General features: G+C 57.4%; 22 protein-coding genes and 1 pseudogene. 11 read left to right on the forward strand and 12 right to left on the reverse strand.

The window, feature by feature from the left end; genetic code table 11:
- Nucleotides 1-100: 100 nt before the first annotated feature.
- Nucleotides 101-1,201, forward strand: a complete 1,101-nt coding sequence (locus OYW20_RS13915; protein ID WP_268796551.1) for a tetratricopeptide repeat protein — start codon at nucleotides 101-103, stop codon at nucleotides 1,199-1,201.
- A gap of 358 nt (nucleotides 1,202-1,559) precedes the next feature.
- Nucleotides 1,560-1,922: a histone-like nucleoid-structuring protein, MvaT/MvaU family gene (locus tag OYW20_RS13920; RefSeq protein WP_268796552.1), complete on the forward strand. Its 363-nt coding sequence runs from the start codon at nucleotides 1,560-1,562 to the stop codon at nucleotides 1,920-1,922.
- Between the two features lie 484 nt (nucleotides 1,923-2,406).
- Here the strand turns inward: OYW20_RS13920 and OYW20_RS13925 are convergent.
- Nucleotides 2,407-3,093: pseudogene (locus OYW20_RS13925) on the reverse strand (DUF4946 domain-containing protein).
- Between the two features lie 20 nt (nucleotides 3,094-3,113).
- On the opposite strand from OYW20_RS13925, the gene gloA reads away from it, so the two are divergent.
- Entirely contained in the window at nucleotides 3,114-3,641 is a 528-nt protein-coding gene (gene gloA, locus OYW20_RS13930) for a lactoylglutathione lyase (protein ID WP_268796554.1), read from the forward strand.
- Nucleotides 3,642-3,817: 176 nt separating this feature from the next.
- On the opposite strand, the gene ahpF is transcribed toward gloA, so the two are convergent.
- The 3 genes from ahpF to OYW20_RS13945 all read right to left on the reverse strand — a co-directional run bounded on the left by ahpF (nucleotide 3,818) and on the right by OYW20_RS13945 (nucleotide 7,165).
- Nucleotides 3,818-5,380 carry an alkyl hydroperoxide reductase subunit F gene (gene ahpF, locus OYW20_RS13935; RefSeq protein WP_268796555.1) on the reverse strand — a complete coding sequence of 521 codons (1,563 nt, stop codon included), beginning with the start codon at nucleotides 5,378-5,380 and terminating at the stop codon, nucleotides 3,818-3,820.
- A gap of 157 nt (nucleotides 5,381-5,537) precedes the next feature.
- Entirely contained in the window at nucleotides 5,538-6,101 is a 564-nt protein-coding gene (gene ahpC, locus OYW20_RS13940; protein ID WP_268796556.1) for an alkyl hydroperoxide reductase subunit C, read from the reverse strand.
- 101 nt (nucleotides 6,102-6,202) lie between these two features.
- Entirely contained in the window at nucleotides 6,203-7,165 is a 963-nt protein-coding gene (locus OYW20_RS13945; RefSeq protein WP_268801136.1) for a site-specific integrase, read from the reverse strand.
- 177 nt (nucleotides 7,166-7,342) lie between these two features.
- Between OYW20_RS13945 and OYW20_RS13950 the strand changes: the two genes are divergently transcribed.
- On the forward strand, nucleotides 7,343-8,341 hold the full coding sequence (locus OYW20_RS13950; protein ID WP_268796557.1) for a DNA-binding protein: 999 nt from the start codon (nucleotides 7,343-7,345) through the stop codon (nucleotides 8,339-8,341).
- Here OYW20_RS13950 and OYW20_RS13955 read toward each other — a convergent pair.
- The 3 genes from OYW20_RS13955 to galU form a co-directional block, all read right to left on the reverse strand.
- Nucleotides 8,338-9,927, reverse strand: a complete 1,590-nt coding sequence (locus OYW20_RS13955; RefSeq protein WP_408005405.1) for a hybrid sensor histidine kinase/response regulator — start codon at nucleotides 9,925-9,927, stop codon at nucleotides 8,338-8,340. The genes OYW20_RS13950 and OYW20_RS13955 overlap by 4 nt on opposite strands.
- 205 nt (nucleotides 9,928-10,132) lie before the next feature.
- A complete protein-coding gene (gorA, locus tag OYW20_RS13960) occupies nucleotides 10,133-11,488 on the reverse strand; it encodes a glutathione-disulfide reductase (RefSeq protein ID WP_268796558.1) in 1,356 nt (451 codons plus the stop codon).
- 147 nt (nucleotides 11,489-11,635) lie between these two features.
- Nucleotides 11,636-12,466, reverse strand: coding sequence for a UTP--glucose-1-phosphate uridylyltransferase GalU (gene galU, locus OYW20_RS13965; protein WP_268796559.1), 831 nt, complete (start codon nucleotides 12,464-12,466; stop codon nucleotides 11,636-11,638).
- Nucleotides 12,467-12,773: 307 nt separating this feature from the next.
- Here galU and OYW20_RS13970 point away from each other — a divergent pair, with 307 nt between their 5' ends.
- Together OYW20_RS13970 and OYW20_RS13975 are read left to right on the forward strand one after the other, a co-directional pair.
- Entirely contained in the window at nucleotides 12,774-12,959 is a 186-nt protein-coding gene (locus OYW20_RS13970) for a hypothetical protein (protein WP_268796560.1), read from the forward strand.
- A 125-nt stretch (nucleotides 12,960-13,084) separates the two neighbouring features.
- Nucleotides 13,085-13,366 carry a hypothetical protein gene (locus tag OYW20_RS13975; protein WP_268796561.1) on the forward strand — a complete coding sequence of 94 codons (282 nt, stop codon included), beginning with the start codon at nucleotides 13,085-13,087 and terminating at the stop codon, nucleotides 13,364-13,366.
- 33 nt (nucleotides 13,367-13,399) lie between these two features.
- Here the strand turns inward: OYW20_RS13975 and OYW20_RS13980 are convergent, their stop codons facing one another.
- On the reverse strand, nucleotides 13,400-13,759 hold the full coding sequence (locus tag OYW20_RS13980; RefSeq protein ID WP_268796562.1) for a hypothetical protein: 360 nt from the start codon (nucleotides 13,757-13,759) through the stop codon (nucleotides 13,400-13,402).
- Nucleotides 13,760-13,928: 169 nt separating this feature from the next.
- Between OYW20_RS13980 and OYW20_RS13985 the strand changes: the two genes are divergently transcribed.
- From OYW20_RS13985 to alkB, 3 genes are all read left to right on the forward strand, one after another.
- Nucleotides 13,929-14,234, forward strand: a complete 306-nt coding sequence (locus OYW20_RS13985; protein ID WP_268796563.1) for a DUF1883 domain-containing protein — start codon at nucleotides 13,929-13,931, stop codon at nucleotides 14,232-14,234.
- 79 nt (nucleotides 14,235-14,313) lie between these two features.
- On the forward strand, nucleotides 14,314-14,493 hold the full coding sequence (locus tag OYW20_RS13990) for a hypothetical protein (protein WP_268796564.1): 180 nt from the start codon (nucleotides 14,314-14,316) through the stop codon (nucleotides 14,491-14,493).
- Between the two features lie 36 nt (nucleotides 14,494-14,529).
- Complete coding sequence (gene alkB / locus OYW20_RS13995; RefSeq protein WP_268801137.1) at nucleotides 14,530-15,207, forward strand: DNA oxidative demethylase AlkB; 678 nt, start codon at nucleotides 14,530-14,532, stop codon at nucleotides 15,205-15,207.
- Nucleotides 15,208-15,225: 18 nt separating this feature from the next.
- On the opposite strand, the gene OYW20_RS14000 is transcribed toward alkB, so the two are convergent.
- From OYW20_RS14000 to gnd, 4 genes are read right to left on the reverse strand one after another with little or no spacing between them, the layout of a single operon-like run.
- Nucleotides 15,226-17,046: a glycoside hydrolase family 15 protein gene (locus OYW20_RS14000; protein ID WP_268796565.1), complete on the reverse strand. Its 1,821-nt coding sequence runs from the start codon at nucleotides 17,044-17,046 to the stop codon at nucleotides 15,226-15,228.
- A 34-nt stretch (nucleotides 17,047-17,080) separates the two neighbouring features.
- Nucleotides 17,081-17,899, reverse strand: coding sequence for an HAD family hydrolase (locus OYW20_RS14005; protein ID WP_268796567.1), 819 nt, complete (start codon nucleotides 17,897-17,899; stop codon nucleotides 17,081-17,083).
- Nucleotides 17,896-19,431: a glucose-6-phosphate dehydrogenase gene (gene zwf / locus OYW20_RS14010; RefSeq protein ID WP_268796568.1), complete on the reverse strand. Its 1,536-nt coding sequence runs from the start codon at nucleotides 19,429-19,431 to the stop codon at nucleotides 17,896-17,898. The genes OYW20_RS14005 and zwf overlap by 4 nt, the downstream gene beginning before the upstream one ends.
- Nucleotides 19,431-20,408: a phosphogluconate dehydrogenase (NAD(+)-dependent, decarboxylating) gene (gene gnd / locus OYW20_RS14015; RefSeq protein ID WP_268796569.1), complete on the reverse strand. Its 978-nt coding sequence runs from the start codon at nucleotides 20,406-20,408 to the stop codon at nucleotides 19,431-19,433. Before gnd ends, zwf begins: the two co-directional genes overlap by 1 nt.
- A 391-nt stretch (nucleotides 20,409-20,799) precedes the next feature.
- Between gnd and OYW20_RS14020 the strand changes: the two genes are divergently transcribed.
- A complete protein-coding gene (locus OYW20_RS14020) occupies nucleotides 20,800-20,970 on the forward strand; it encodes a DUF6026 family protein (protein ID WP_268796570.1) in 171 nt (56 codons plus the stop codon).
- A 515-nt stretch (nucleotides 20,971-21,485) separates the two neighbouring features.
- Nucleotides 21,486-23,231: a phosphoethanolamine transferase CptA gene (locus OYW20_RS14025; protein ID WP_268796571.1), complete on the forward strand. Its 1,746-nt coding sequence runs from the start codon at nucleotides 21,486-21,488 to the stop codon at nucleotides 23,229-23,231.
- Nucleotides 23,232-23,293 lie beyond the last annotated feature (62 nt).

Consider the following 23,293-nt stretch of genomic DNA (forward strand, 5'->3'; position numbering starts at 1 on the left):
CAAAGATCAGCGTTGCTTCCCGGACGACTACAACGCGATTGCCGTTTGACACGCCTCGGTCGGTCCCCGAAGCTGCTGCCCCATAGAAATGGAAATCGACATGCCAAAAAAGCCATCCCAAGCCCAACCATCCGCGAGCAATAACCGCCGTCGCTGGCAGGTTTCAATGGCCGTTGTGTTGCTGGTCGGCGCGCTTATCGGCGGTTGGCTGCTCCATCGGGCGTGGAATGCGGCCCCGACCGCTGCACCGCTCAGCCACAGCTACGCCGAAGCGGTGGAGATTGCCCATGGCGGCAAGCCAGGTGCCGCGCGCGCCCTCTATCAACAGCTGGGCCGAACCGATCTGTCGGACAGTCGCCGGGCAGCGTTATTGACCGAACTCGCCAACTACCCCAGCCCACAGGCGCTCAAGCTGCTGAAGGCTGACCTGCGCCAGACATCCTCCCTCATTCAGCAAGCGGCCATCGACGCTGTCACCCTCATGGTGCCCGCCGCGCAGCGCAGTGTGCTGATCGGGCCGCTGCTGGAGGATTCGAACCCGACTGTGCGTTTTAGCGCAGCCAAGGCATTGCTCGGATTGACGCCAGACGACGTTGGGTTGTACTTCGGCCCGTTGCAATCGGTCGCCGAACAGTATGAAAGCGCGCTCGCCGCTCAGCCCCCCGATGGAAACAGCCAGGTGCAACTGGCCAGGCTTTACATGACCACCGCAGCGCCGCAGAAAGCAGCCGACGCATTGAAGCTGGCCTTGAACCTGGAGCCCGATAATCTGCAGGCGGGTCTGGCTCAGGTTGATCTGCTTGACCATCAAGGACAGGCCGATCGCTCCCGTCAGCAGTTGGCGCAATTGCTCGACCGGAAGCCGCAGTCTTCGTTGCTGCAACACGCGCTGGGCCAATGGCTGCTCGGCCATGGGCAGAATGAGTACGCCCTGCTGGCCCTCGCCAAAGCGGTCGAACTTGAACCCGACAATACCGGTTACCGCTATGATCTTGCGGTGGGGCTGCACGACCTGGATCAGCTTGAAGCGGCACAACGGCAACTGGAGGACATCCTGCAACGCCAGCCTGCGAACCGTCGCGCGCGCATCCTGCTGATCCACTACTGGAAAGAAAACGGCCAGTTGCAGAACGTGCAAGTGTTGCTCGCCGAACTGGAGCAGCAAAACCCCGATGACCCCGCCCTGCAACAGGGTCTTTAAAGATCAATAGTACTAAGCAACGCTGTGCCGGCGAGTTTCCAAATATGTCCAAGTTTCGGAAATGACTTACACCACTTTTCTCTGTCGTTCGCACTTGTTGCGTCACGCTGATCAACGCGATTGCAGTCTTCATATACCGATTGCTTGAAGAGTGTTTTCTAACGCGAAAAAAACGTGCATGATTTGCCCGTTGCCGACAACAACTACCCTTCACACTGATGCCCGACTGACAGCTCATCGTTAGTTATCAACACGTCAGCGTTTCAGGGGTAACCACATAATGAGCACAAGACCCGCAACTGCGTCTATGTCGCTCCCGTTGGGCTGACAACAGCCATCCATCGTTGGAGTACAGTATTTGTCCAGACTTGCCGAGTTTCGAGCAGCAGAAAAAGCCCTTCAGGAACAGCTCGCACAGCTGGAAAACCTGAAGAACGACGCCGGACTACAAAAGGAAATCGAATTCGAGCAGAAACTGCAGGAATTGATGAGCACCCACGAAAAAAGCCTGCGTGACATCATCGCCATTCTCGACCCCAATCCATCCGCGCCAAGCGCCGCACCAGCAGGCCCCAAACGCCGTCGCGCACGCGTGGTCAAGGTCTATCAGAACCCGCACACCGGCGAACTGATCGAAACCAAAGGCGGCAATCATCGCGGCCTGAAATCATGGAAAGAACAGTACGGCGTCGACACCGTTGACGCATGGCTGCGAGGCTGAGTCCGCAGTCAGGCAATCATGGTGACTGAAAAGGCCCCGTCTGTCGGGGCTTTTTATTGACGCCGTTATTACAGCGTTTCATTGGCAGCTCCGAACTAATCGCTGATAGCTACCCAGAACGCAACAATGCCAGGTTCAACACCTGACTGCGAATAACACGCACAGCACTTCACGCCCCGCATACCCTGGTCCGAGCTGTTTAAATTAACTTAATTTTTTGCACTCAGCCGGATGGATTATCCGTTAATGCAACCCATCGTTAAGCAATCAGACAGAGTTCATTGCAAATGACTGCACTAAGCGCAGGGACAATCAGCCTGTTCCAAGGAAAATTCAGACATGAATAACATCCGCCCTTCACACTTTTTTCACACCCGGTCTTTCAAGATAAGTGCAGCTAAAGGATTAGCACCCCATGCCCGCTTCGGCGGGCTTCTTTATGCCTGAAATTCAAGTCATTAACCGCAATCGTGACATCATTTTGCTACTGCACTGAGCTCATCCGCAAACTTTCCCTTATACGCATGACCTCGTCCTTGTTGCTGGCATAACCGCTGGCGGACCCCGCGTAAGACAACGCCCACGCCATTTCTTTGTTCGCCGCCGCAACCAGCGTCTGGGTCATCACGTGTACGCCGTTCTGGGTGATCGTGCAGGTGGTTTCCATCGCCGGTACGTCGCTCAGCGTGCTGGCCTTCATCTGCGTGCATACGCTCTGGAAACCGCTGCGGGCGAAATTGACCTGGACGGCCTTGCGCATCTCCAGCAGTACGCCTTGAACGTTCACGGCGTGCCCTGCCTGCAAAGGCGACTGGGTAAGCTCAACCACCATTGCCGGATCGCCGTTTTCGTCGTTTTTCACAGCGCGCTGGCGAACCTGGCTTGGGGCTGAACCCTGCTCCGCTGCGTCAGGTTGAGCAGTTGGATCGACCTCCCAACCCGCAGGCCAGATGACCATCAAGTCGGCAGCACGCGTGCCACTCATGAAAAGCAGTAAACAAACGGTGGCGAGTGCGGTCTTGTATTGCAGATAAGCCATGGTCGGTACCTGAGCGGCGAGTCGCAAAGTGTGAGCCAGCAACCTGCGAGGAACAAGGGCGAGCCGAAGGTTTCTGCGGATTAGCGTTTGGCTCGACGCTGCGGCATCCGTATCATTCAGCAACGTTTTCATCTATTCATCTGGAGCAACTGATGAGCATGCACGACCTGAACACTGTACCCGGCGTCACTGCACAGCCGGAAGCGGCCACCCAGCAATTCGTGTTCAACCACACGATGCTGCGGATAAAAGACGCGACCGCGTCGCTGGACTTCTATACCCGCGTGCTGGGCTTTAGCCTGGTTGAGAAACGTGATTTTCCGGAAGCCGAATTCAGCCTCTACTTCCTGGCACTGGTTGATAAATCGACGATCCCGCAGGACGACGCAGCGCGCAACGCCTGGATGAAGGGTATCCCCGGAATTCTGGAACTGACCCACAACCACGGCACCGAAAACGATCCGTCATTCGCCTACCACAACGGCAACACTGATCCGCGCGGTTTTGGCCACATCTGCATCTCCGTGCCGGACGTGCATGTTGCTTGTGAGCGCTTCGAGAAACTTGGCGTCGACTTCCAGAAACGCCTGACCGACGGACGCATGAAAAGCCTGGCGTTCATCAAAGACCCGGACGGTTACTGGGTCGAGATCATCCAGCCGACGCCTGTCAGCGAGTAAACCGCTGCAAAAGGTCGGAGGGAGCTTGCTCGCGATGCGGTGTTAGCACCAAAGAGCCTGTATCGATTCTGTTCATCGCGAGCAAGCCCTTCCCACAGGCATGACGCCGACCGAGTCAAAAAAAAACCTCATGATCGCTCATGAGGTTTTTTTGTTTTCAGGTGCGGGTCAGCGCATCAAGCCGGCGCACTGCTACGGATCAGGTGATCGAAAGCGCTGAGCGATGCCTTGGCGCCCTCACCTATCGCGATCACGATCTGCTTGTACGGCACGGTGGTCACGTCGCCAGCCGCAAAGATGCCCGGAATCGACGTTTCACCGCGCTGATCGATCACGATCTCGCCACGAGGCGACAACTCGACCGTGCCTTTGAGCCATTCGGTGTTCGGCAGCAAACCGATTTGCACGAAGATGCCTTCCAGCTCGACAGTGATTTCCTCGTCAGTCGTACGATTTTTGTAACGCAGGCCGTTGACCTTCTGTTCGTCGCCAGTCACTTCGGTGGTCAGTGCGCTGGTCAGTACCGTCACGTTCGGCAGACTGTGCAGCTTGCGTTGCAAAACTGCGTCGGCCCGCAGGGTGCTATCGAACTCGATCAGCGTCACGTGGGACACGATGCCAGCCAGGTCAATCGCGGCTTCAACGCCGGAGTTACCACCACCAATCACCGCGACCCGCTTGCCCTTGAACAGTGGGCCGTCGCAATGCGGGCAGTACGCCACGCCCCTGTTGCGGTACTGCTGCTCGCCCGGAACGTTCATTTCTCTCCAGCGTGCGCCGGTGGCGAGAATGACCGTTTTGGACTTCAGCACGGCGCCGCTGGAGAACCGCACCTGGTGCAACTCGCCCGCCTTGCCCGGAATCACCTGATCGCCGCGCTGCAGGTTCATGATGTCCACTTCGTACTCTTTGACGTGTTCTTCCAGCGCGACGACCAGCTTCGGCCCTTCGGTATGCTGGATCGAGACGAAGTTCTCAATCGCCATGGTGTCCAGCACCTGACCACCGAAACGCTCGGCGGCGACACCGGTGCGTATGCCTTTACGGGCGGCGTAGACCGCTGCTGCTGAACCTGCAGGACCGCCACCCACGACCAGCACATCGAATGCCTGCTTGGCGTTGAGTTTTTCTGCCTGACGATCACCTGCGCTGGTGTCGATCTTGGCCAGGATTTCCTCAAGGTTCATCCGGCCTTGAGCAAACAGCTCGCCGTTGAGGTAAACGCTTGGCACCGACATGATCTGACGTTCGGTCACTTCCGCCTGGAACAGGCTGCCTTCTACGGCAACGTGTTGCACATTCGGGTTCAGGACTGCGAGCAGGTTCAGCGCCTGAACCACGTCAGGGCAGTTCTGGCAGCTCAGCGAGAAATAGGTTTCGAACTTGAACTCGCCGGTCAGCGAACGCGCTTGTTCAATGGTGTCTTCGGTGGCCTTGGACGGGTAACCGCCCACTTGCAGCAGCGCCAGGACCAACGATGTAAATTCGTGCCCCATGGGCAGGCCGGCAAAGCGCAGGCTTATATTTTCGCCCGGGCTGTTCAGTGCGAACGACGGTGTGCGGGCATCGTTGCCGTCGGTATTGAGGGTGATGCGATTGGAGCTGCTGACGATATCGTTGAGCAACGACAGCATTTCCTGCGACTTCGCGCCGTCATCGAGGGACGCGACGATATCGATTGGGCGAGTGATGCGCTCCAGGTACGATTTCATTTGTGCTTTGAGATTGGCGTCCAACATGAGGCGGCTTCCTTTTCAAAAGATGTAAATACTTTTCAAACTTAAAAAAAAACGCCCAAGCGTTGACCGCCCGGGCGTTTTTTTGGGGGCGATGCGGTTTACGTGCTCAAGAGCTCATCGCTCCCGGTCTCCATGATCGAGACCTGAGTATCGGTAATCAGATCTTGCCGACCAGATCCAGCGACGGGGCGAGAGTGGCCTCGCCTTCTTTCCACTTGGCTGGGCACACTTCACCTGGGTGAGCAGCGACGTACTGAGCAGCCTTGATTTTGCGCAGCAGCTCGGAAGCGTCGCGACCAACACCGCCATCGTTCAGCTCAACGATTTTGATCTGACCTTCCGGGTTGATCACGAACGTGCCGCGGTCAGCCAGGCCAGCTTCTTCGATCAATACGTCGAAGTTGCGAGAGATGGTCAGAGTCGGGTCGCCGATCATGGTGTAACGGATTTTGCCGATAGCTGGCGAAGTGTTGTGCCAGGCAGCGTGAGCGAAGTGGGTGTCGGTCGACACGCTGTAGATCTCAACGCCCAGCTTCTGGAAAGCTTCGTAGCTATCAGCCAGGTCTTCCAGCTCAGTAGGGCAAACGAAGGTGAAGTCAGCCGGGTAGAAGAACACAACAGACCATTTGCCTTTCAGGTCTGCGTCCGACACTTCTACGAAGTCGCCGTTGCGATATGCAGTCGCTTTGAACGGTTTTACTTGGCTGTTAATGATAGGCATCCGGTGAATCTCCTAAGGGTTGTGAATTCAATGAGGGGAATCTTACGCACAATCGCTGGCATCGGCTCATTGGCAAAGCTGATGTGCACGATTGGTTTTCACTATAAAAGATCTTTATTAATAGAAGAAATCTGTATCGATCCCTGAGCGGATCCGTCGAACGCCACAAAGGGCGACGCTTCGATGTAGCGCATGGCCGATTTGATGTCTTTCCAGCCGACGTAACTCATCAATGATTTAAGGTCCCAACCACTGCGGTGTGCCCAGTTGGCAAAGCCGCGGCGCAGGGAATGACTGGTGTATTGGCCGGCAGGAATACCGGCGCGCTCCAATGCTAGGCACAGCATAGGGATGACGCTGTTGGCGTGCAGCCCCGCGTCACCCAGGTTGCCCCAACGGTCCACTGCCCTGAACACCGGGCCGCTCGACAGCCCGCAACAGTCAATCCAGTCTATGTAGGCCTGTACCGGGCAGAGACGCTGCAACGCCGGGGTCTGCAGCGTGGTGCCAAGGTTGTCGCGATCGCTTTTGCTGCGCGGCAAGTACAGCGTGATACCGGAACCGGTCACCGCCCTGACGTGCTCGATCTGCAGTCGGCACAGCTCATCACTTCGAAACCCTCGCCAGAACCCCAGCAGGATCAGCGCACTATCGCGCCGGCAACGCATCACTGTGGATCTATCACCTTGATCCGCTGCCTGATCCGCCTGTTGATCAAGCCAGCCGATGACCTGCTCCAGATGCTGCAACTGCAAGGGCTCGGCTTGTTTTTCCTGAGCCGGGTGCAACGCACGGATGCCCTTGAACACCTTGCGTACCACCGGCGCCTTGGTCGGGTCGGCAAAGCCCTGACTGTTGTGCCACTGCGCGAGCGCGGACAGACGTAATTTGAGCGTGTTGATCGAGAGCGCCCCCGCGTAAGCGGCCAGATAGCGCGCAACGCTTTCAGCCGTCGCTGGCAAAAAACCACCCCACTCCACTTCGAAATGCTCTATCGCAGCGCGATAGCTGCGGCGAGTGTTATCGCGAGTGGCGGCTTCCAGGTATCGCTCAAGCTCGTTCATCACGCGACATCTCCGCAGGTGTACCGAATCAGGGTTGAAAAAGGCGCGCAAAACCCGTGACGCGGGATAATACCAGTATATCCCGCTTCAAAAAATCAAAAATATAGCGCAGAATCTCTGGCTTTCGTAGTACGTATTATTTGATACGTACCACAGTACGAAATCGTAGGAGACAGTATGGCTCGCGGCGGCGTAAACAAGGCAGTGGTGCAAGCGGCGCGTCTGGCATTGCTTGCCCGCGGCGAAAACCCCAGCATCGACGCAGTACGTATCGAGATGGGCAATACCGGCTCTAAAACCACGATCCACCGCTACTTGCGCGAGCTCGATGAAGGGGCAAGCGAACGGCCTCTTCCAGAGATAGAAGACGAACTGACCGAATTGGTGGCGCATCTTTCGCAACGCTTGAAGGCTCAGGCGCAGGAGCGCCTGGACGAAGCAGTGGCAAGGCTCGATGCCAAAGAAGCACTGATGCGCGAGGCGCTGAACAGCGCAGAAAAGCAGCTGACTGAATTGAATGGGCGCTATCAGGCACAGACAGAAACCCTTGATGCACACACCACCGCACTGGCTTCGACCCGCGCCGCGCTGCAATCGGAACAGACTGAAAACGCACGCCTGGACCAGGCACTCAACGACATGACCTCAAGGCTTGCAGACAAGGACCAACAGGTGCGCTCGCTCGAAGAGAAGCACCTGCATGCCAGGGATGCACTCGAACACTTCCGCAACGCCACTAAAGATCAACGCGACCAAGAACTGCGGCGCCACGAGCATCAAGTCCAGCAAGTGCAGATGGAGTTGCGCCAGGCGCAGCAACAGGCCTCGGTTCGCCAGGACGAGCTGACTCAACTGAACAGAGACAATGAGCGCTTGTTAGCCGAAGCCCGGCTTGTGGCCAGAGATTTGAAAGCGCGCCAGGCTGACCTTGGCGTTTCAGAAGAAAGAGCGACCGCTTTGGGCGATCAATGCAAACACGCAGAAACACACTGCGCCCTGCTCCAGGACCGTCTGCAACAGGCTGCGAACGAAACCGAAGCACTCAAGCAGCGGGTCATCGAACGCGAACAACAGAGTCGGGTACTGGAACTGATCCTGATCAAGACCGAAGTTGCGCTTGAGCAACTGCGGACCGAAAAAGCTCAGCCCGCCGAGGAGCCAGACCTGCCAGCTTAATCCGCGTCGAGCAGGCCGCGCACGCGCAACGACAGATCATCGATACTGAAAGGCTTTGCTAGCATGTCCATACCTTCGCCCAGAAAGTCACCACGCACCTGGGCATTACGCGCGTAGCCGGTGACAAACAACACCCTCAACTGCGGACGGTGCTGGCGGGCAATCTCCGCTAGCTGTCGACCATTCATACCAGGCAATCCGACGTCGGTCACCAGCAGATCAATCGGCTCGGCGCCCTGCACAATCAGCAGCGCGGCCGGACCGTCCGGTGCATCGACCACGCGATAGCCCAGATCAGTCAGCGCATCAATCACCAGCATGCGCACTTCCGGCTCATCCTCCACCACCAGCACCGTTTCGCCCTGACCACCCTTGAGCTGTACCGGGCTTTCAGCGTTGTCGAAGAGAGGTTGCGGCAGTCCAGCACGACACGGCAGATACAGCTCGATGCGCGTGCCTTTTCCGACAACGCTATCGAGCTGCACATGGCCTCCGGTCTGACTGACAAAGCCGTACACCATGGACAATCCCAACCCCGTGCCCTGCCCGATGGGCTTGGTGGTAAAGAAGGGATCAAAAGCGCGGGCAATCACATCGGGCGGCATGCCACACCCGGTGTCCTGAACGCTCAGTCGGACATAGTCATCAGCCGTCAGGCCTTCCGGGGCCGTAGCAGCCGGCACCATGTCGGTACCAATAAGCAGCCGGCCGCCTTCGGGCATCGCATCCCGGGCGTTGATCACCAGATTCAACAGGGCGTTTTCCAGCTGATGCTCATCGGTCGTTGCCCTGCGCATCTGACTGCACAGGTCGATCTCCAGCTCAATGTGCTCGCCCAGCGTGCGCCGCAGCAGATCCTCCATCGAGACCACCATGCCGTTGATCTCGACGGGCTGCGGGTTCAAGGACTGGCGACGGGCAAACGCCAGCAGTCGATGGGTAAGCGCAGCTGCCCGGTTAGCCGAGCTCACCGCTGCGTCGATGTACCGGCCAACCTCCTCGATACGCCCGGCAGCGACACGGCGCTGCACCAGGTCCAGCGCCCCGAGCACGCCCGTCAGCATGTTGTTGAAGTCATGTGCGATACCGCCAGTGAGCTGCCCAATGGCGTCCATTTTCTGCGCGTGTCGCAGGGCATCTTCCGCAATTGCCCGTTCGCTTATTTCAACCTGCAGCAGCTCGTTGGCTGTTGCCAGTTCGCGCGTGCGCTCAGCTACCCGCTGTTCCAGGCTTTCATTGAGTTCGCGTAACGCTTCTTCGGCGCTCACTTGGGCGGTGATGTCGGTGTTGGTGCCCAGCCAATAAGTAATGCCCCCCTGATCATCCCGAATCGGCAATGCCCGCGACAAGAACCAGCGATATGACCCGTCTTTGCCCCGCAGCGGGAACGTGTCTTCCCAGACCGAGCCCGTTGCAAAGCAGCGCATTATTCGGGCGTCGACGCGTTCGAGATGATCTGGGTGATGAAGCGAGCGCCAACCCAGGGCGAGCATGGCTTCAAGCGAGGTACCGGTGTAGCTGTACCAGCGCGCGTTGTACCAATAGATTTCGCCGCTGGGATCGGCAATCCACGCCAGCTGGCTCATGTTATCCGCCAGGGTGCGAAACTGCCGCTCGCTCTCTCGCAGAGACTGGGTCGTCGCAGGCGAATTATCGTCGGGTCCGACTCGGTTCAGAGGCATAGATGCCGGCAAGCTCTTGCTGTTCAAAAGGGGTCCATCCTTATTCGGGTCTTTCGACCCCGGCCTTGTCCATTCAGACCGGGTTCCTGCAATTGCGCTCAGCGGCCGGTCAGCGAGTAGCCGTGCGCATGGTGACGAACTCTTCAGCAGCCGTCGGATGAACGCCAATCGTGTCATCGAAAATGCGCTTGGTGGCGCCAGCTTTGATTGCGATCGCCAGGCTTTGCACGATTTCCCCCGCATCCGGGCCGACCATATGGCAACCCAGCACCTTGTCGGTGTCGGCATCGACTACCAGCTTCATCAACGTACGCTCCTGATCATCGGTCAGGCTGAGCTTCATGGGGCGGAAGCGGCTCTCGAATACCTTGACCTCGTGCCCGGCTTTTTTAGCCTCTTCTTCGGTAAGACCCACTGTGCCGATATTGGGGAGGCTGAACACCGCCGTCGGAATGTGATGGTAGTCCACAGGGCGGAATTCGTCGGGCTTGAACAGGCGACGAGCCACTGCCATGCCTTCGGCGAGCGCCACCGGAGTCAGCTGAACTCGACCTATTACATCGCCAAGAGCGAGAATTGACGGCTCAGTGGTCTGGTAGTCCTCATTGACCTTGACGAAGCCCTTGTCGTCGAGCTGGACATTGACGGTTTCCAGCCCGAGATTGTCGAGCATCGGACGTCGGCCTGTGGCGTAAAAAACACAGTCGGTGTTAACCGAACGACCGTCTTTCAAGCTCACCTGCAAGGTGCCATCGGAGAGTCTTTCAATGCTCGCGACGTCGGTATTGAACTGGATGTCCATGCCGTGCTTGATCAATTCTTCGTGCAGGTGCTTGCGCACACTGCCGTCGAAGCCGCGCAGAAACAGTTCTCGGCGGTACATGAGCGTGGTTTCGGCGCCAAGGCCGTTGAAGATAGAGGCGAATTCAACAGCAATATAACCACCACCCACCACCACGATGCGGCGCGGCAGTTTGTCGAGGAAGAACGCCTCGTTGGAGGTGATCGCGTGCTGATTGCCAGGGAACTCAGGCACCTGAGGCCAGCCACCCGTCGCAATCAGGATATGTTCGGCAGTGTGCACCTGGCCGTTGATTTCGACTTCATGAGGCCCGCGCAATTTGGCGTGGCCTTCCATCAACGTCACGCCACTGTCCACCAGCAGCTTGCGGTAAATGTCATTGAGCCGATGAATTTCACGATCTTTGTTGGTGATCAGGGTCGCCCAGTCAAACGAGGTCTTGCCCAAGGTCCAGCCAAAGCCCTTGGCGTGCTCGAACTCTTCGGAGAAGTTGGCTCCATACACCAGAAACTTCTTGGGAACGCAGCCGACATTCACACAGGTGCCGCCCAGATAACGGCTTTCGGCAACCGCCACACGCGCACCAAAACCAGCAGCGAAACGTCCGGCACGTACGCCGCCTGAGCCCGCGCCAATTACAAAAAGGTCGAAATCGTAAGCCATCATTTTCTCCTAAGCTGGGGGCTAGCATAACCGCTAAAACGGTGCCGTCCAGCGCTGTAAGACAGAAACGACAAAGCCACCCGAAGGTGGCTTTGTCCTAAATACAGATGCACGACCAAAGCCCATACAACGGCTTTGGTCCGAGGCTTACAGCTCTTTGTAGAAGTGCTCGAAGCAGAAGTTGGTGGCCTCAACGTAACCCGCAGCACCACCGCAGTCGAAGCGCTGGCCTTTGAATTTGTAGGCCAGCACGTTGCCTTCTGTAGCTTGCTTCATCAGGGCGTCAGTGATCTGGATTTCACCACCCTTGCCTGGCCCGGTCTGCTCGATCTTCTCGAAAATATCAGGCGTCAGGATGTAGCGGCCGATGATCGCCATGTAGGTTGGCGCATCTTCAGGCTTTGGCTTTTCAACCATATTGGACACGCGGAACAGACCCGGCTCGATCTCTTCACCAGCGATGATGCCGTATTTGTGGGTTTGATCCTTGGGCACTTCCTGAATGGCAACGATCGAGCACTTATAGTAATTGTGCAGCTCGACCATCTGCTGCAGAACCCCGTCACCTTCGGTGTTGACGCACAAGTCATCAGCCAGGACCACGGCAAAGGCTTCATTGCCGATCAGAGGACGACCGCTGAGAATCGCGTGACCCAGGCCTTTCATTTCGGTCTGACGGGTGTAAGAGAAGCTGCACTCGTCGATCAGCTTGCGGATACCGACCAGGTACTTCTCTTTGTCGGTGCCCTTGATTTGGTGTTCCAGCTCATAACTGATATCGAAGTGGTCTTCCAGCGCGCGCTTGCCACGACCGGTCACAATGGAGATTTCAGTCAGGCCGGCGGCCAGAGCTTCTTCCACGCCATATTGGATCAATGGCTTGTTAACAACTGCCAGCATTTCTTTTGGCATGGCTTTGGTCGCTGGCAAAAAGCGAGTGCCGTAACCGGCTGCAGGGAACAAGCATTTCTTGATCATAGGAGTCCTTGAAGAGCTGGGGGTGTTTCGGCGCAGTCTAATCAGGCGGCGGTCACCTTACAATGCCCGCCACTGGCCGTTCAATGCCATGGTAGAGGAGTCCAGACGCAGATAGTTCCATCACCTCAATGATATTGCGCTAATCCTGCGCCATGATGCATTCGGTCTACTCCAACGGCAGAAGTTTGACGCCCGGACCTTGACCCTTTGCATGGATTGCGCGCTGATCACATGCCCGGTTGCAGGCGACAGTTTGCGGTCGGCGCCTTATCATGCGAGACCCCTGCTTCCTGAACGAGATGGATACATGTCCGACGTAAAAACCGTGAACGGCTACGCGATCAAAAAACTTGCCGACAACCAGTGGTGGGTCTGCGGCCTTGGCGATGAGGCGATTGCCGGCCCGTTCCCGACTGAGAACCTGGCAATCGAAGTAGCTGCGGTGTTCGAAGACACACCGGCGCCACGTCGTCGCTCAGACCCTAAAAGCTGACGCTGAACGCCGGGGAGGTCGCTGCAGTAATTGATTTCGGTGATGCCGGAACGATGGCACCTCCTACCAGTCGAACGAAAGCTGTCAACAACCTTCCCCCGGCTCTCACCACGAAGCATTCCAACATGATCAAGATTTTACCTCTCATTGCAGTACTGGGCCTGACCGGCTGCGCCACCGCTGAACACACCTACATGAAGAACGGCCAGCAAGGCCTGAGCATCGACTGCTCCGGCGAGGCCATGTCCTGGGCGGCGTGCTATGAGAAGGCCGATGCCTCCTGCGCCGGTACCGGCTACAACATCATCAGCACCGACGGTACGCCCCAGCCCAAAGAAAGCGACAAGACCCTGGGCGTCGATGTCGGCAATTACAAAACTCGCAGCCTGATCGTCAGCTGTAAATAACCAGCGGGATCAGGGGACCGTAACGCGCCAGGGTCAAGCTTCGCCGGAAATGCAGGCCGTAGCTGCGCGCTGCACATCCTTGGGACGCATCGGCACGTTGCTGATGCGTTCATAGACCTTGATCGAGCTGCCACTCGAACGAGGCTCGATGTCCAGAATGGCCGCCGGATCACCCTGAATAAACTTCTGCGGAACGATGATGCGCAATCCCTCGTGACGAGGCTCAATCTGCGGAGGCTTACGGCTATCCGCGATCTTGTGGAGGAAGCAATCGGCGTATTCCTGAGGGTTCTTGCCTGACATGACGCTCATGGTTGCCGGGGTGTGCTCGATGTCGGCAACGGTGGCACACCCGGTCATCGCCAGAGCCAGAATAACAACAGCCAGTTTCATACAATCCCTCCAGTAAAAGTGCTACGACAGGCTTGCGGACAATAAAATCCCTTCGGATCGTCATTTTGGTCAGAAACAACGCATTAAAAGAGAGCGCAACCACAACTGCCTGCCTGGTGCATGTTATCGTTTCGGGTTTTCGAGAATCGTCAAATCCGCGGAGAGATCCATGAAATTCGTACACCAGCGCGAGCACCTCAACGAAGACGACCTGGTCGTCATCGAATGCTCGCAGCTCTGCAATATACGCCTGATGAGCGACGCAAATTTCCGCAGCTTCAAAAATGGTGGTCGACACACCTACCACGGCGGCGCGTTCGATACCTTCCCTGCAAAGATCACCGTTCCGAGCAGCGGCTTCTGGAACATCACCCTCGACACCGCTGGCCGCAAAATGGACAGCAACGGGGGTCGCAAGACCACCTTCACCCACTCGATCAAAATCGTTCGTCGCTCCTCAACTCGCTTGAGCTAAGGCCTTTTGATTCGTTTTGTCATTTAACACCGGGCTGTGTGAATATTTTGTCTTGCGCACAGCCTCACAGGAGTTTCACGTGACCACCCCCGCTCCCACCGTAAAGTACGCCATCAGCTACAAACTCAATGGCGAACGCCGTTTTGAATTCGCGCAATTGCAGTCGGCTTCCGCTGAAGAAGCCTTGGCTGCGCTCGAGAAGATGCACGGCCAGAGCGACGACGTGATCACTGACGTCAAGGTCAGCAAGGCACTCTGACTTGGCTGTGTTTAAACGCACCAGGTGGATGCCATGATGCATCGCAAAGGCGACACGCCGGCCACCTTGGACCTGTTCGCCGACGACGCGCCCCAGCCGCCGTCAACCGAGCAGATCGGCCCGGCTTCTTATGTGTTTCGCGGTTACGCGCTGCCGGTGGTTGATCGGTTGCTGCCTGCGCTTGAAGCGGTTCTGCAGACAGCACCCTTTCGCAATATGGTTACGCCAGGCGGCTTTACCATGTCAGTTGGCCTGAGCAGTTGCGGAGCGCTGGGCTGGACTACCGACCGCAGCGGCTATCAATACTCCGCCCTCGACCCACAAACTGACCAGCCGTGGCCGGCAATGCCACAGGTATTCCGCGATTTGGCTCAGGCGGCCGCCAGCGACGCAGGCTTTGCCGACTTCGAGCCGGACGCATGCCTGATCAATCGGTACGTTCCCGGTGCAAAAATGTCACTGCATCAGGACAAGAACGAACATGGCTACCAGTGGCCCGTCGTGTCCGTTTCGCTAGGCCTGCCGGCGATGTTTCTGTTTGGCGGGCTCGAACGGAGCGACAAGACTCAAAAAGTCCCGCTGTTTCATGGCGACGTGGTGGTCTGGGGTGGAGAGGATCGGTTGCGCTTTCACGGCGTATTGCCGATCAAGCAGGGAAGTCACTCCCTGCTGGGTGAGCAGCGTATCAACTTTACCTTTCGCAAAGCGCGCTGAACCTGTCGCGCCCCGTGCTCACAGACTGACGGCGTCAATCTGCGGCTCAGCCCTGGATTTGACTGGGCACACCACACGGTGCAGATTCAGCGCCGTATTGATGATCCCGATGTGGCTGAACGCTTGCGGGAAGTTACCCAGCATGCGCTGTGACTTGGGGTCGTATTGCTCAGCCAGCAGACCCACGTCATTGGTCAGGGCGCACAACCGCTCGAACAAATCGCGAGCCTCCCCCCCACGCCCCAGCAAGACGTAGACATCCGCCAGCCAGAACGAACACACAAGGAACGTCCCTTCGCTGCCGCTCAGACCATCGGTGCTGCGGTCATTGTCATAGCGCAGTAAAAGACCATCCTGCAGCAACGTGCGCTCTATCTGAGCCACTGTGCCCAGCACACGAGGATCATCGCCCGGGAGGAAACCGGTCAAGGCAATTTGCAGAAGGCTGGCGTCTACTTCCCTGGAGCCGTAAGTCTGCACAAAGCTGCCCAGCTCTTGGTCGAACCCATTGGCGCAGACGTCAGCATGAATCTCGTCGGCCACTGCGCGGTAGTGCACTCCCCGGACGTAATCCTCAGGGTCATCGCTCTGCGTCAGCATGCCGGCCACACGGTCAAACGCCACCCATGCCATGACTTTGGAATGAGTGAAATGCCGCGGCTCGGAGCGAATTTCCCAGATACCGGCATCGGGCATATGCCAGACTTTTTCAAGGAACGGCATGATCACTTTCTGGATTTCAGCACTGCGCGGCAAATGCGGCAGACCGTTCTTGAGCGCCTGCGTCATGGCATCAGCCACTTCGCCGTAGACATCCAGCTGTACCTGCGTGGCGGCGCCATTGCCCACACGCACCGGGCGCGAATTTTCATAACCGGCAAGCCCGGGGACTTCGTACTCCTGTAAGCGTCGTTCGCCCGCGAGACCATACATAATCTGGATTTGCTCTGGGTTGCCGGCAACCGAGCGAAGCAACCAGTTTCTCCAGGCCGTGGCCTCCTCCAAATACCCCAGGTTCATGAACGCAAGCAATGTCATGGTCGCGTCTCGCAACCAGCAGAACCGATAATCCCAGTTGCGCTCGCCGCCCAACTGCTCGGGCAGGGACGTCGTTACCGCCGCAACAATGCCGCCCGTGGGTGCAAACGTCATGGCTTTGAGAGTGATCAGCGAACGCTTGACTTGTCCCGCCCAAGGACCGACTTCCGGGCAACGGTCGGAGAATTCCAGCCAGAACTCTTCTGTCTGGTCGAGGGCCCGCTGCGCATCGAATGCTTCACGGACTTTTTCGTGTGAGGGCTGCCAGGACAACGTGAAAGCGCCGCGCTGATCGGCTTCAACCCTGAAACGACTCTTCGTGTGGTGATCGGTGGGACTTAATTCGGCGGGCGTGCGCAAGACCAGCATGTCCGGCCCTGCTACCGCCGTCAGGGTGTGTGCATCGCGGCTTTCAACCCACGGCACTGTGCTGCCGTAATCGAACCGGATAGCCAGGTCCATATCGAAATCGACCCAGCCTTCAAGCCCGACGATCATTCGCACGACGCTGTGCTCAACGTCCATCGGCATGAAGTCGATGAGCAACGCGCTGCCAGTGTCCGTGGTGAAGCGGGTTTCAAGAATCAGCGTTCCATCCCGGTACGCACGCTCGACGATTGTATTGGCGTCCTGAGGAGCGATCTTCCAGCGCCCATTGTCGGCGTCGCCCAGCAGAGCCGCGAAACATGCGGCCGCATCGAACCGGGGGAAGCACAGCCAATCCAGCGAACCGTCACGCGATACCAGCGCAGCGGTATGGCAATTACCGAGTAATGCGTAATCTTCGATCAATACAGCCATGGGATGGACAAGCCTCTCCTGAATGCAATGCAAATTACCTTGGCAACACGTAACGCTCGATGGCGGTAGCGACTCCGTCTTCTTCATTGCTGTCAGTTAAGTGGGTGGCGTGCTGCTTCACGTCGGCTTCAGCCTGGCCCATGGCAATAGACATGCCCGCCTTGAGAAACATGGCGACGTCGTTCCCGGCGTCACCAATCGCGGCGGTCTGCGCCAGCGGTACACCCAATGCTTCAGCCAGCGCAATCAAGGCAGTGCCCTTGTTCGCATCCATCGCCGTCACGTCCAGGTAATACAACTGCGAGCGTGCTGCGTGAGCCGTGTCACCGATCAACGGATTGAGCTGCGCTTCAAGCGTCCTGAGCAGCGCGAAGTCCTTACTGGCGGCAACGATCTTGTCGACCCGGTCAAGATAGGGTTCAAAGCTTTCGACCTGCACGAAGTCATAGCCCAGCGTGTCGCGCTCATGCGCGACGTAATCGCCTGCCGGGTCAAGCAAGAGCCATTGATCATCGGCAAACACCCATGCAGCCACCGGATGCTGCGCGAACAGCTCAAGCGTCGTGCGCGCCGCACGCGGATAGATGCGATGCGCTCTAAGCAAGCTGCCATCGGGGTTGATGATGTTGGCGCCATTGAATGCCACGGTGGGCAAATCGATACCCAAGGCCTCGATCTGCTGGCGCATGGCTTTGGGCGGCCGACTGCTGGCGACGGAGAATCGAATCCCCGCCTCGCGCAAGCGACCAATCGCTTCAATGTTCGCCTCACTCAGGCTGTGGTCAGGCCGCAATAACGTGCCGTCGATGTCCGACAGCATGAACTGGATGAGGGGCTGCGTCGGAGCACTCATCCCAGTTGCTGCCAAGTATGGCCGTCGCGGGCGAGGAGCTCGTCGGCGGCAAAGGGGCCGTCTTCCCCGGCCTGATAAGTCTCGACCGCTGGATCCTTGGCCCATGCATCGATAAAGGGCTGCACGGCACGCCAGCCATTCTCGATGTTGTCGGCGCGCTGAAACAGGGTCTGATCGCCGATCATGCAGTCGTAGATCAGGGTTTCGTACCCCGTCGATGGCTGCATTTCAAAGAAATCCTTGTAGGCGAATCCCATTTCAATGGTTTGCGTGTCAAGCGTTGGGCCCGGCGTCTTCGCCTGCAAATCGAACCACATGCCCTCATCGGGCTGGATCTGGATTTTCAGAAAGTTGGGCGCGACGCGTTCGATGCCTGTGTCGCGAAATTGCGCATACGGTGCCGGCTTGAAGCAGATCGCGATTTCAGTATCGCGCACGCTCATGCGCTTGCCGGTACGCAGGTAAAACGGCACACCGACCCAGCGCCAGTTGTCGATCATCACTTTCAGCGCCACATAGGTTTCGGTGGTGCTTTCTGGATCGACGCGATCTTCCTCACGGTAGCCGGGCACAGGCTTATAGTTAATGATGCTTTTGGTGTACTGGCCGCGCACCGAGTTGGCCAGTGCTTCCATTTCAGACCATGGCCGAACCGCGCCGATGACCTTGGCTTTCTCCCCGCGCACGGCATCTGCGCCGAACGCGGCGGGTGGCTCCATCGCCACCATCGCCAATAGCTGAAACAAGTGATTGGGCACCATGTCACGCAGAGCACCGGTGGTTTCGTAAAAGCTGCCGCGCGTCTCGACGCCCACTGTTTCAGCGGCAGTGATCTGCACATGATCGATGTAGTGATTGTTCCAGAACGACTCGAAAAGGCCGTTGGAGAACCGGCTCACAAGGATGTTCTGCACGGTCTCCTTGCCCAGGTAATGGTCAATCCGGTAGATCTGCTTTTCGCTCATGACCTTGAGCAGGCAGCCGTTGAGGGCCACCGCGCTGGGCAAGTCGTGGCCGAATGGTTTTTCAATAACCACGCGGCGGAAGTACTCGTCGCCCTCCTCCTCGCCCTCGACCATCAGGCCCGAAGAGCCAAGGCGCTTGGCGACTTCACTGAAAAAGCGCGGAGCCGTAGCCAGATAGAACACGGCATTTTTCGTGCCTGTGCTCTCTATCTTCGCGGCAATATCGGTGTAGGTGGAGTCGTCGAGAAAATCGCCCTGAATGTAGGTGATTCGCTTAGCGAGGCTACCCCAAAGCGCAGGGTCCAGGGGCTCCTTCCCGCCTTCGGCAACTTTGCTGGCCGCCTCCTGGCGAATAAAGTCTTCGAGCTTTTTTGCGAAATCCGCATCACTGATCGCGTTGTGATCCACACCGACAATGTGCAAATCACTGCCAACCAGGCCGTCACGGGTCAGGTTGTACAACGCAGGCATCAGCAGGCGCTTGACGAGATCCCCGTGGGCACCGAACAGAAACAATGTGGTTGACGGCGCGACCCTGGCTTTCTGCTTGCTTGGGGACAGACCCATTATTTTGGTTCCTTATGACCACCAAAACCGAATCGCATGGCTGACAGCATCTTGTCGCCGTACGTGCTTTGTTGACGTGAGCGGAAGCGGGCAAACAATGAACTCGACAGCACCGGCACAGGAACCGCCTGCTCCATGGCCGCTTCGATGGTCCAGCGACCTTCGCCGCTATCGGCAACGGAGCCTGAATAAGCGCTGAGCTGGGGATCGGTCGCCAATGCATCAGCAGTCAGGTCGAGCAACCACGAAGACACCACGCTGCCACGACGCCAGACTTCGGCGATGTCGCCCATGTTCAGGTCGAAGCGCTGTTCTGGCGGGAGGTTTTCAGAGTTCTTGGTTTTGAGGATGTCGAAGCCTTCGGCGAAGGCCTGCATCATCCCGTACTCGATGCCGTTATGGATCATCTTCACGAAATGTCCGGCACCCGGTGGGCCTGCGTGGATGTAGCCCTGCTCGGCACGAGGGTCGGCGTCCTTGGCACGGTCGACGGTGCGCGGAATGCTGCCGATGCCAGGCGCAAGCGTCTTGAACAGCGGGTCCAGGCGCTCAACCACTTCGGTTTCGCCGCCGATCATCATGCAGTAACCACGCTCAAGGCCCCATACGCCGCCGGAGGTGCCTACATCGACGTAGTGCAGTTGCTTGTCCTTGAGTGCCACGGAGCGACGGATGTCATCTTTATAAAAAGTGTTACCGCCATCAATGATCACGTCATCGGGTTCGAGCATCTCACTCAACACATTGATGGTGTCTTCGGTCGGCGCGCCGGCTGGCAGCATGACCCATACCGCGCGCGGCTTTTCCAGCGCTGCGACCAGCGCAGCGAGGTCATTGACTGGCGTAGAGCCTTCTTTCGCAAGGACGGTGCGAGATTGCTCATCGCGATCATAGACCACAGTCGTGTGGCCATTGAGCATCAGTCGACGTGCGATGTTGCCGCCCATGCGGCCTAGTCCAACAATCCCGAGTTGCATGTAGAGGTGCTCCTTGATTCAGAAAAAGGTGCCTCATTTTATAGCCCAGTGCCGCATGTAGGGTTAGTCCGGAGAGGCAGATGAAGGTTTCCGGGTAAAAATATTTTCATGTCTATCGATATACGGTCGCTTGTGCATCCAGAGCGTTGCCCTGAAACCCCAGGCCTGCCTGCTTCTTCGTGGCGCCTGCGGTCTTCAACGCGAACACTGCCCTATGACGCACGTTTGCGCGATCAAGAAACGTTCGCGACAATCAAAAATAAAAAAGTTCCTTTTTCAGGCAAAAGAAATCAGAATCCGCGCCGATAGAGGTCTGAGCATAATCAATTCGGATAGGGATCGTGATTGCTTGAACCTTCCGAAGTTGAACCCGCCGTTTGCGAGGTGAGCAATGGGCACTGTACTACCAGTACTGACACCACAAACGCTGTACGTTACCGTTCGCCGTGATGAGCTACGCCAGCTGAAGGAAGATCGCGCAATGCTGCAAAAGAAGGTCGAGAATCTGACCTTACAACTGCAGCAGGCCCAAATGAAAGGCCCCAACGCACTCCAAGCCTGACCCCAACAGCAATTCATCGCTGTCTCGTATCCCGTGGCAAGCCCGGTCCGCTGGCTTGCCCGCTTCGCACTCCTTCCCGACTTTAATCCACGCTTTTACAGATCCGTGCAGGCTTTTCCGTGCCCTTTATTGCGACCAGAAACACTCTGTAACGTTCAAGCCACGCTAAAGACCCTTGTCCCGTAGGCCTTGGTCGCCCCTTGCTGCTCACAGCAACAACAACGCCCCGAACTCTGCCGGGGCGCTTTGGTGTTGCTTCAGCTTGCGGCTTGAAGCTTAGCGCGTGAAGCTGCCTGGAAGCATCCAGACTTGCCAGCCAACTCCCATGGCACCTGTTGGAGCGCTGTCGTAAACGCTCTGCGCAGGATGGATGACAGTTTTTTCACGTTGTTACGCCCATACTCCGCGCCTTTGTAAAACTACTGACTTCGATCTGACACATATGCGATGTGGGCTCCGCTCGTTCGGCGCCAGTTGGATCGGTCGTTAGCAAGAATCTTGTCGTGGAGCGCCTGATGGCAATTTTAAAACGGAGTGCTAAAACTCCGAGCGGGTTTGACTGGGCCGGCCTTGCCTGGCTATTTGTATTTTTCTGGTACTTCTCGGGCATTACCCAGCTACTTATCCAACTGACTGACACGTCGGGCTTCGCCGGCTTCCGTCAGGCGTTCATCATGAGCGGCATCTGGCTGGCACCGATGCTTCTGTTCCCGAAAAAGACACGCGTCATGGCGGCCGTCATCGGCGTCATACTCTGGGCCTGCTCAATGGCCAGCCTGGGTTATTTCTTCATCTATCAGCAGGAGTTTTCCCAGAGCGTCATCTTCATCATGTTCGAGTCGAACGTGTCTGAAGCCGGGGAATACATGACTCAGTATTTCGCATGGTGGATTGTTCTCGCTTTCCTTGCGCACACTGCGTTTGCAATCTTTCTGTGGACACGCTTGCGTCCGGTCTACATGCCGCGTGGCCGCGCGTGGATCACGGCCACGGCTCTGCTGGTAGCGATCATCGGTTACCCGCTGGCCAAACAAATGGCACGTCACGATGACGTTGCCTCTGGTCTTGAGGCATTCGAGTCGCGCATCGAGCCCGCCGTGCCATGGCAAATGCTGGTGGCTTACCACCGTTACACCCAGCAACTGGACGGGATGCAAGCCATGCTGACCAGCAGCAGCAACATCGCTCCGCTGAAAAATCTCAAAGACCAACAAGCTGCACTGCCTACCACCCTGGTGCTGGTGATTGGCGAGTCCACCAACCGCGGCCGCATGCATCTTTATGGCTATCCGCGCCAGACCACGCCGAACCTTGACCAGCTCAAAGACCAGCTGGAAGTGTTCAATAACGTGATCACGCCTCGCCCTTACACCATCGAAGCGCTGCAGCAGGTGCTGACGTTTGCCGACGAAGAGAACCCGGACCTCTATCTGAAAACGCCGTCCATTGTCAGCGTCATGAAGCAGGCCGGTTACAAGACGTTCTGGATCACCAACCAGCAGACCATGACCAAGCGCAACACCATGCTCACCACCTTCTCGGAACAGGCTGACGAGCAGATCTACCTGAACAACAACCGCAACCAGAACGCGCGCCAGTATGACGGTGACGTGGTCGAGCCTTTCACCAAGGCCTTGAGCGATGCCGCGCCGCGCAAGCTGATCGTCGTGCACCTGCTGGGCACGCACATGAGCTACCAATATCGCTATCCGCCGACGTTCGACAAGTTCACCGGGCGTGAAGGCGTGCCAGCAGCCATCGAAGACAGCAAACTTGAGCTCTACAACAGCTACGACAACGCGGTGCTGTACAACGATTTTGTGGTATCGAGCCTGATCAAGGCATATGCCAAGGCCGATCCCAATGGCTTTTTGCTGTACCTGTCGGACCACGGTGAGGATGTTTACGACTCTCCCGGTCGAAACATTCTGGGGCGTAACGAGGCCAAGCCAACCATTCCCATGTACACCGTGCCGTTCATCGCCTACGCATCACCGAAGTGGAAGCAGACCCACGACTGGAATTTCGACAGCATCAAGAACCGCCCCTTCACCAGTTCGAACCTCATCCACACGTGGGCGCAGCTCGCAGGCTTGAGCTTCGATGAACTGGACACCACCCGCAGCCTTGTCAGCTTCGACTTCAAGGAACGCCCTCGCCTCATCGGCGATCCGTACGCGCAGAAAGGCCTGAGTGACTTCGCACAGATGGAAAAGATCGACGGCCAGGTGCCGCCCGCCCCTAAAGTGGTGAGCCAGTAAGCTCGTTCACCTGATGCAAAAAAGGCCTGCGCGATGCAGGCCTTTTTTATTGGTCAAGAGTG

Origin of the sequence: Pseudomonas sp. BSw22131 (genome assembly GCF_026810445.1) — a bacterium.
Lineage (GTDB): Bacteria > Pseudomonadota > Gammaproteobacteria > Pseudomonadales > Pseudomonadaceae > Aquipseudomonas > Aquipseudomonas huanghezhanensis.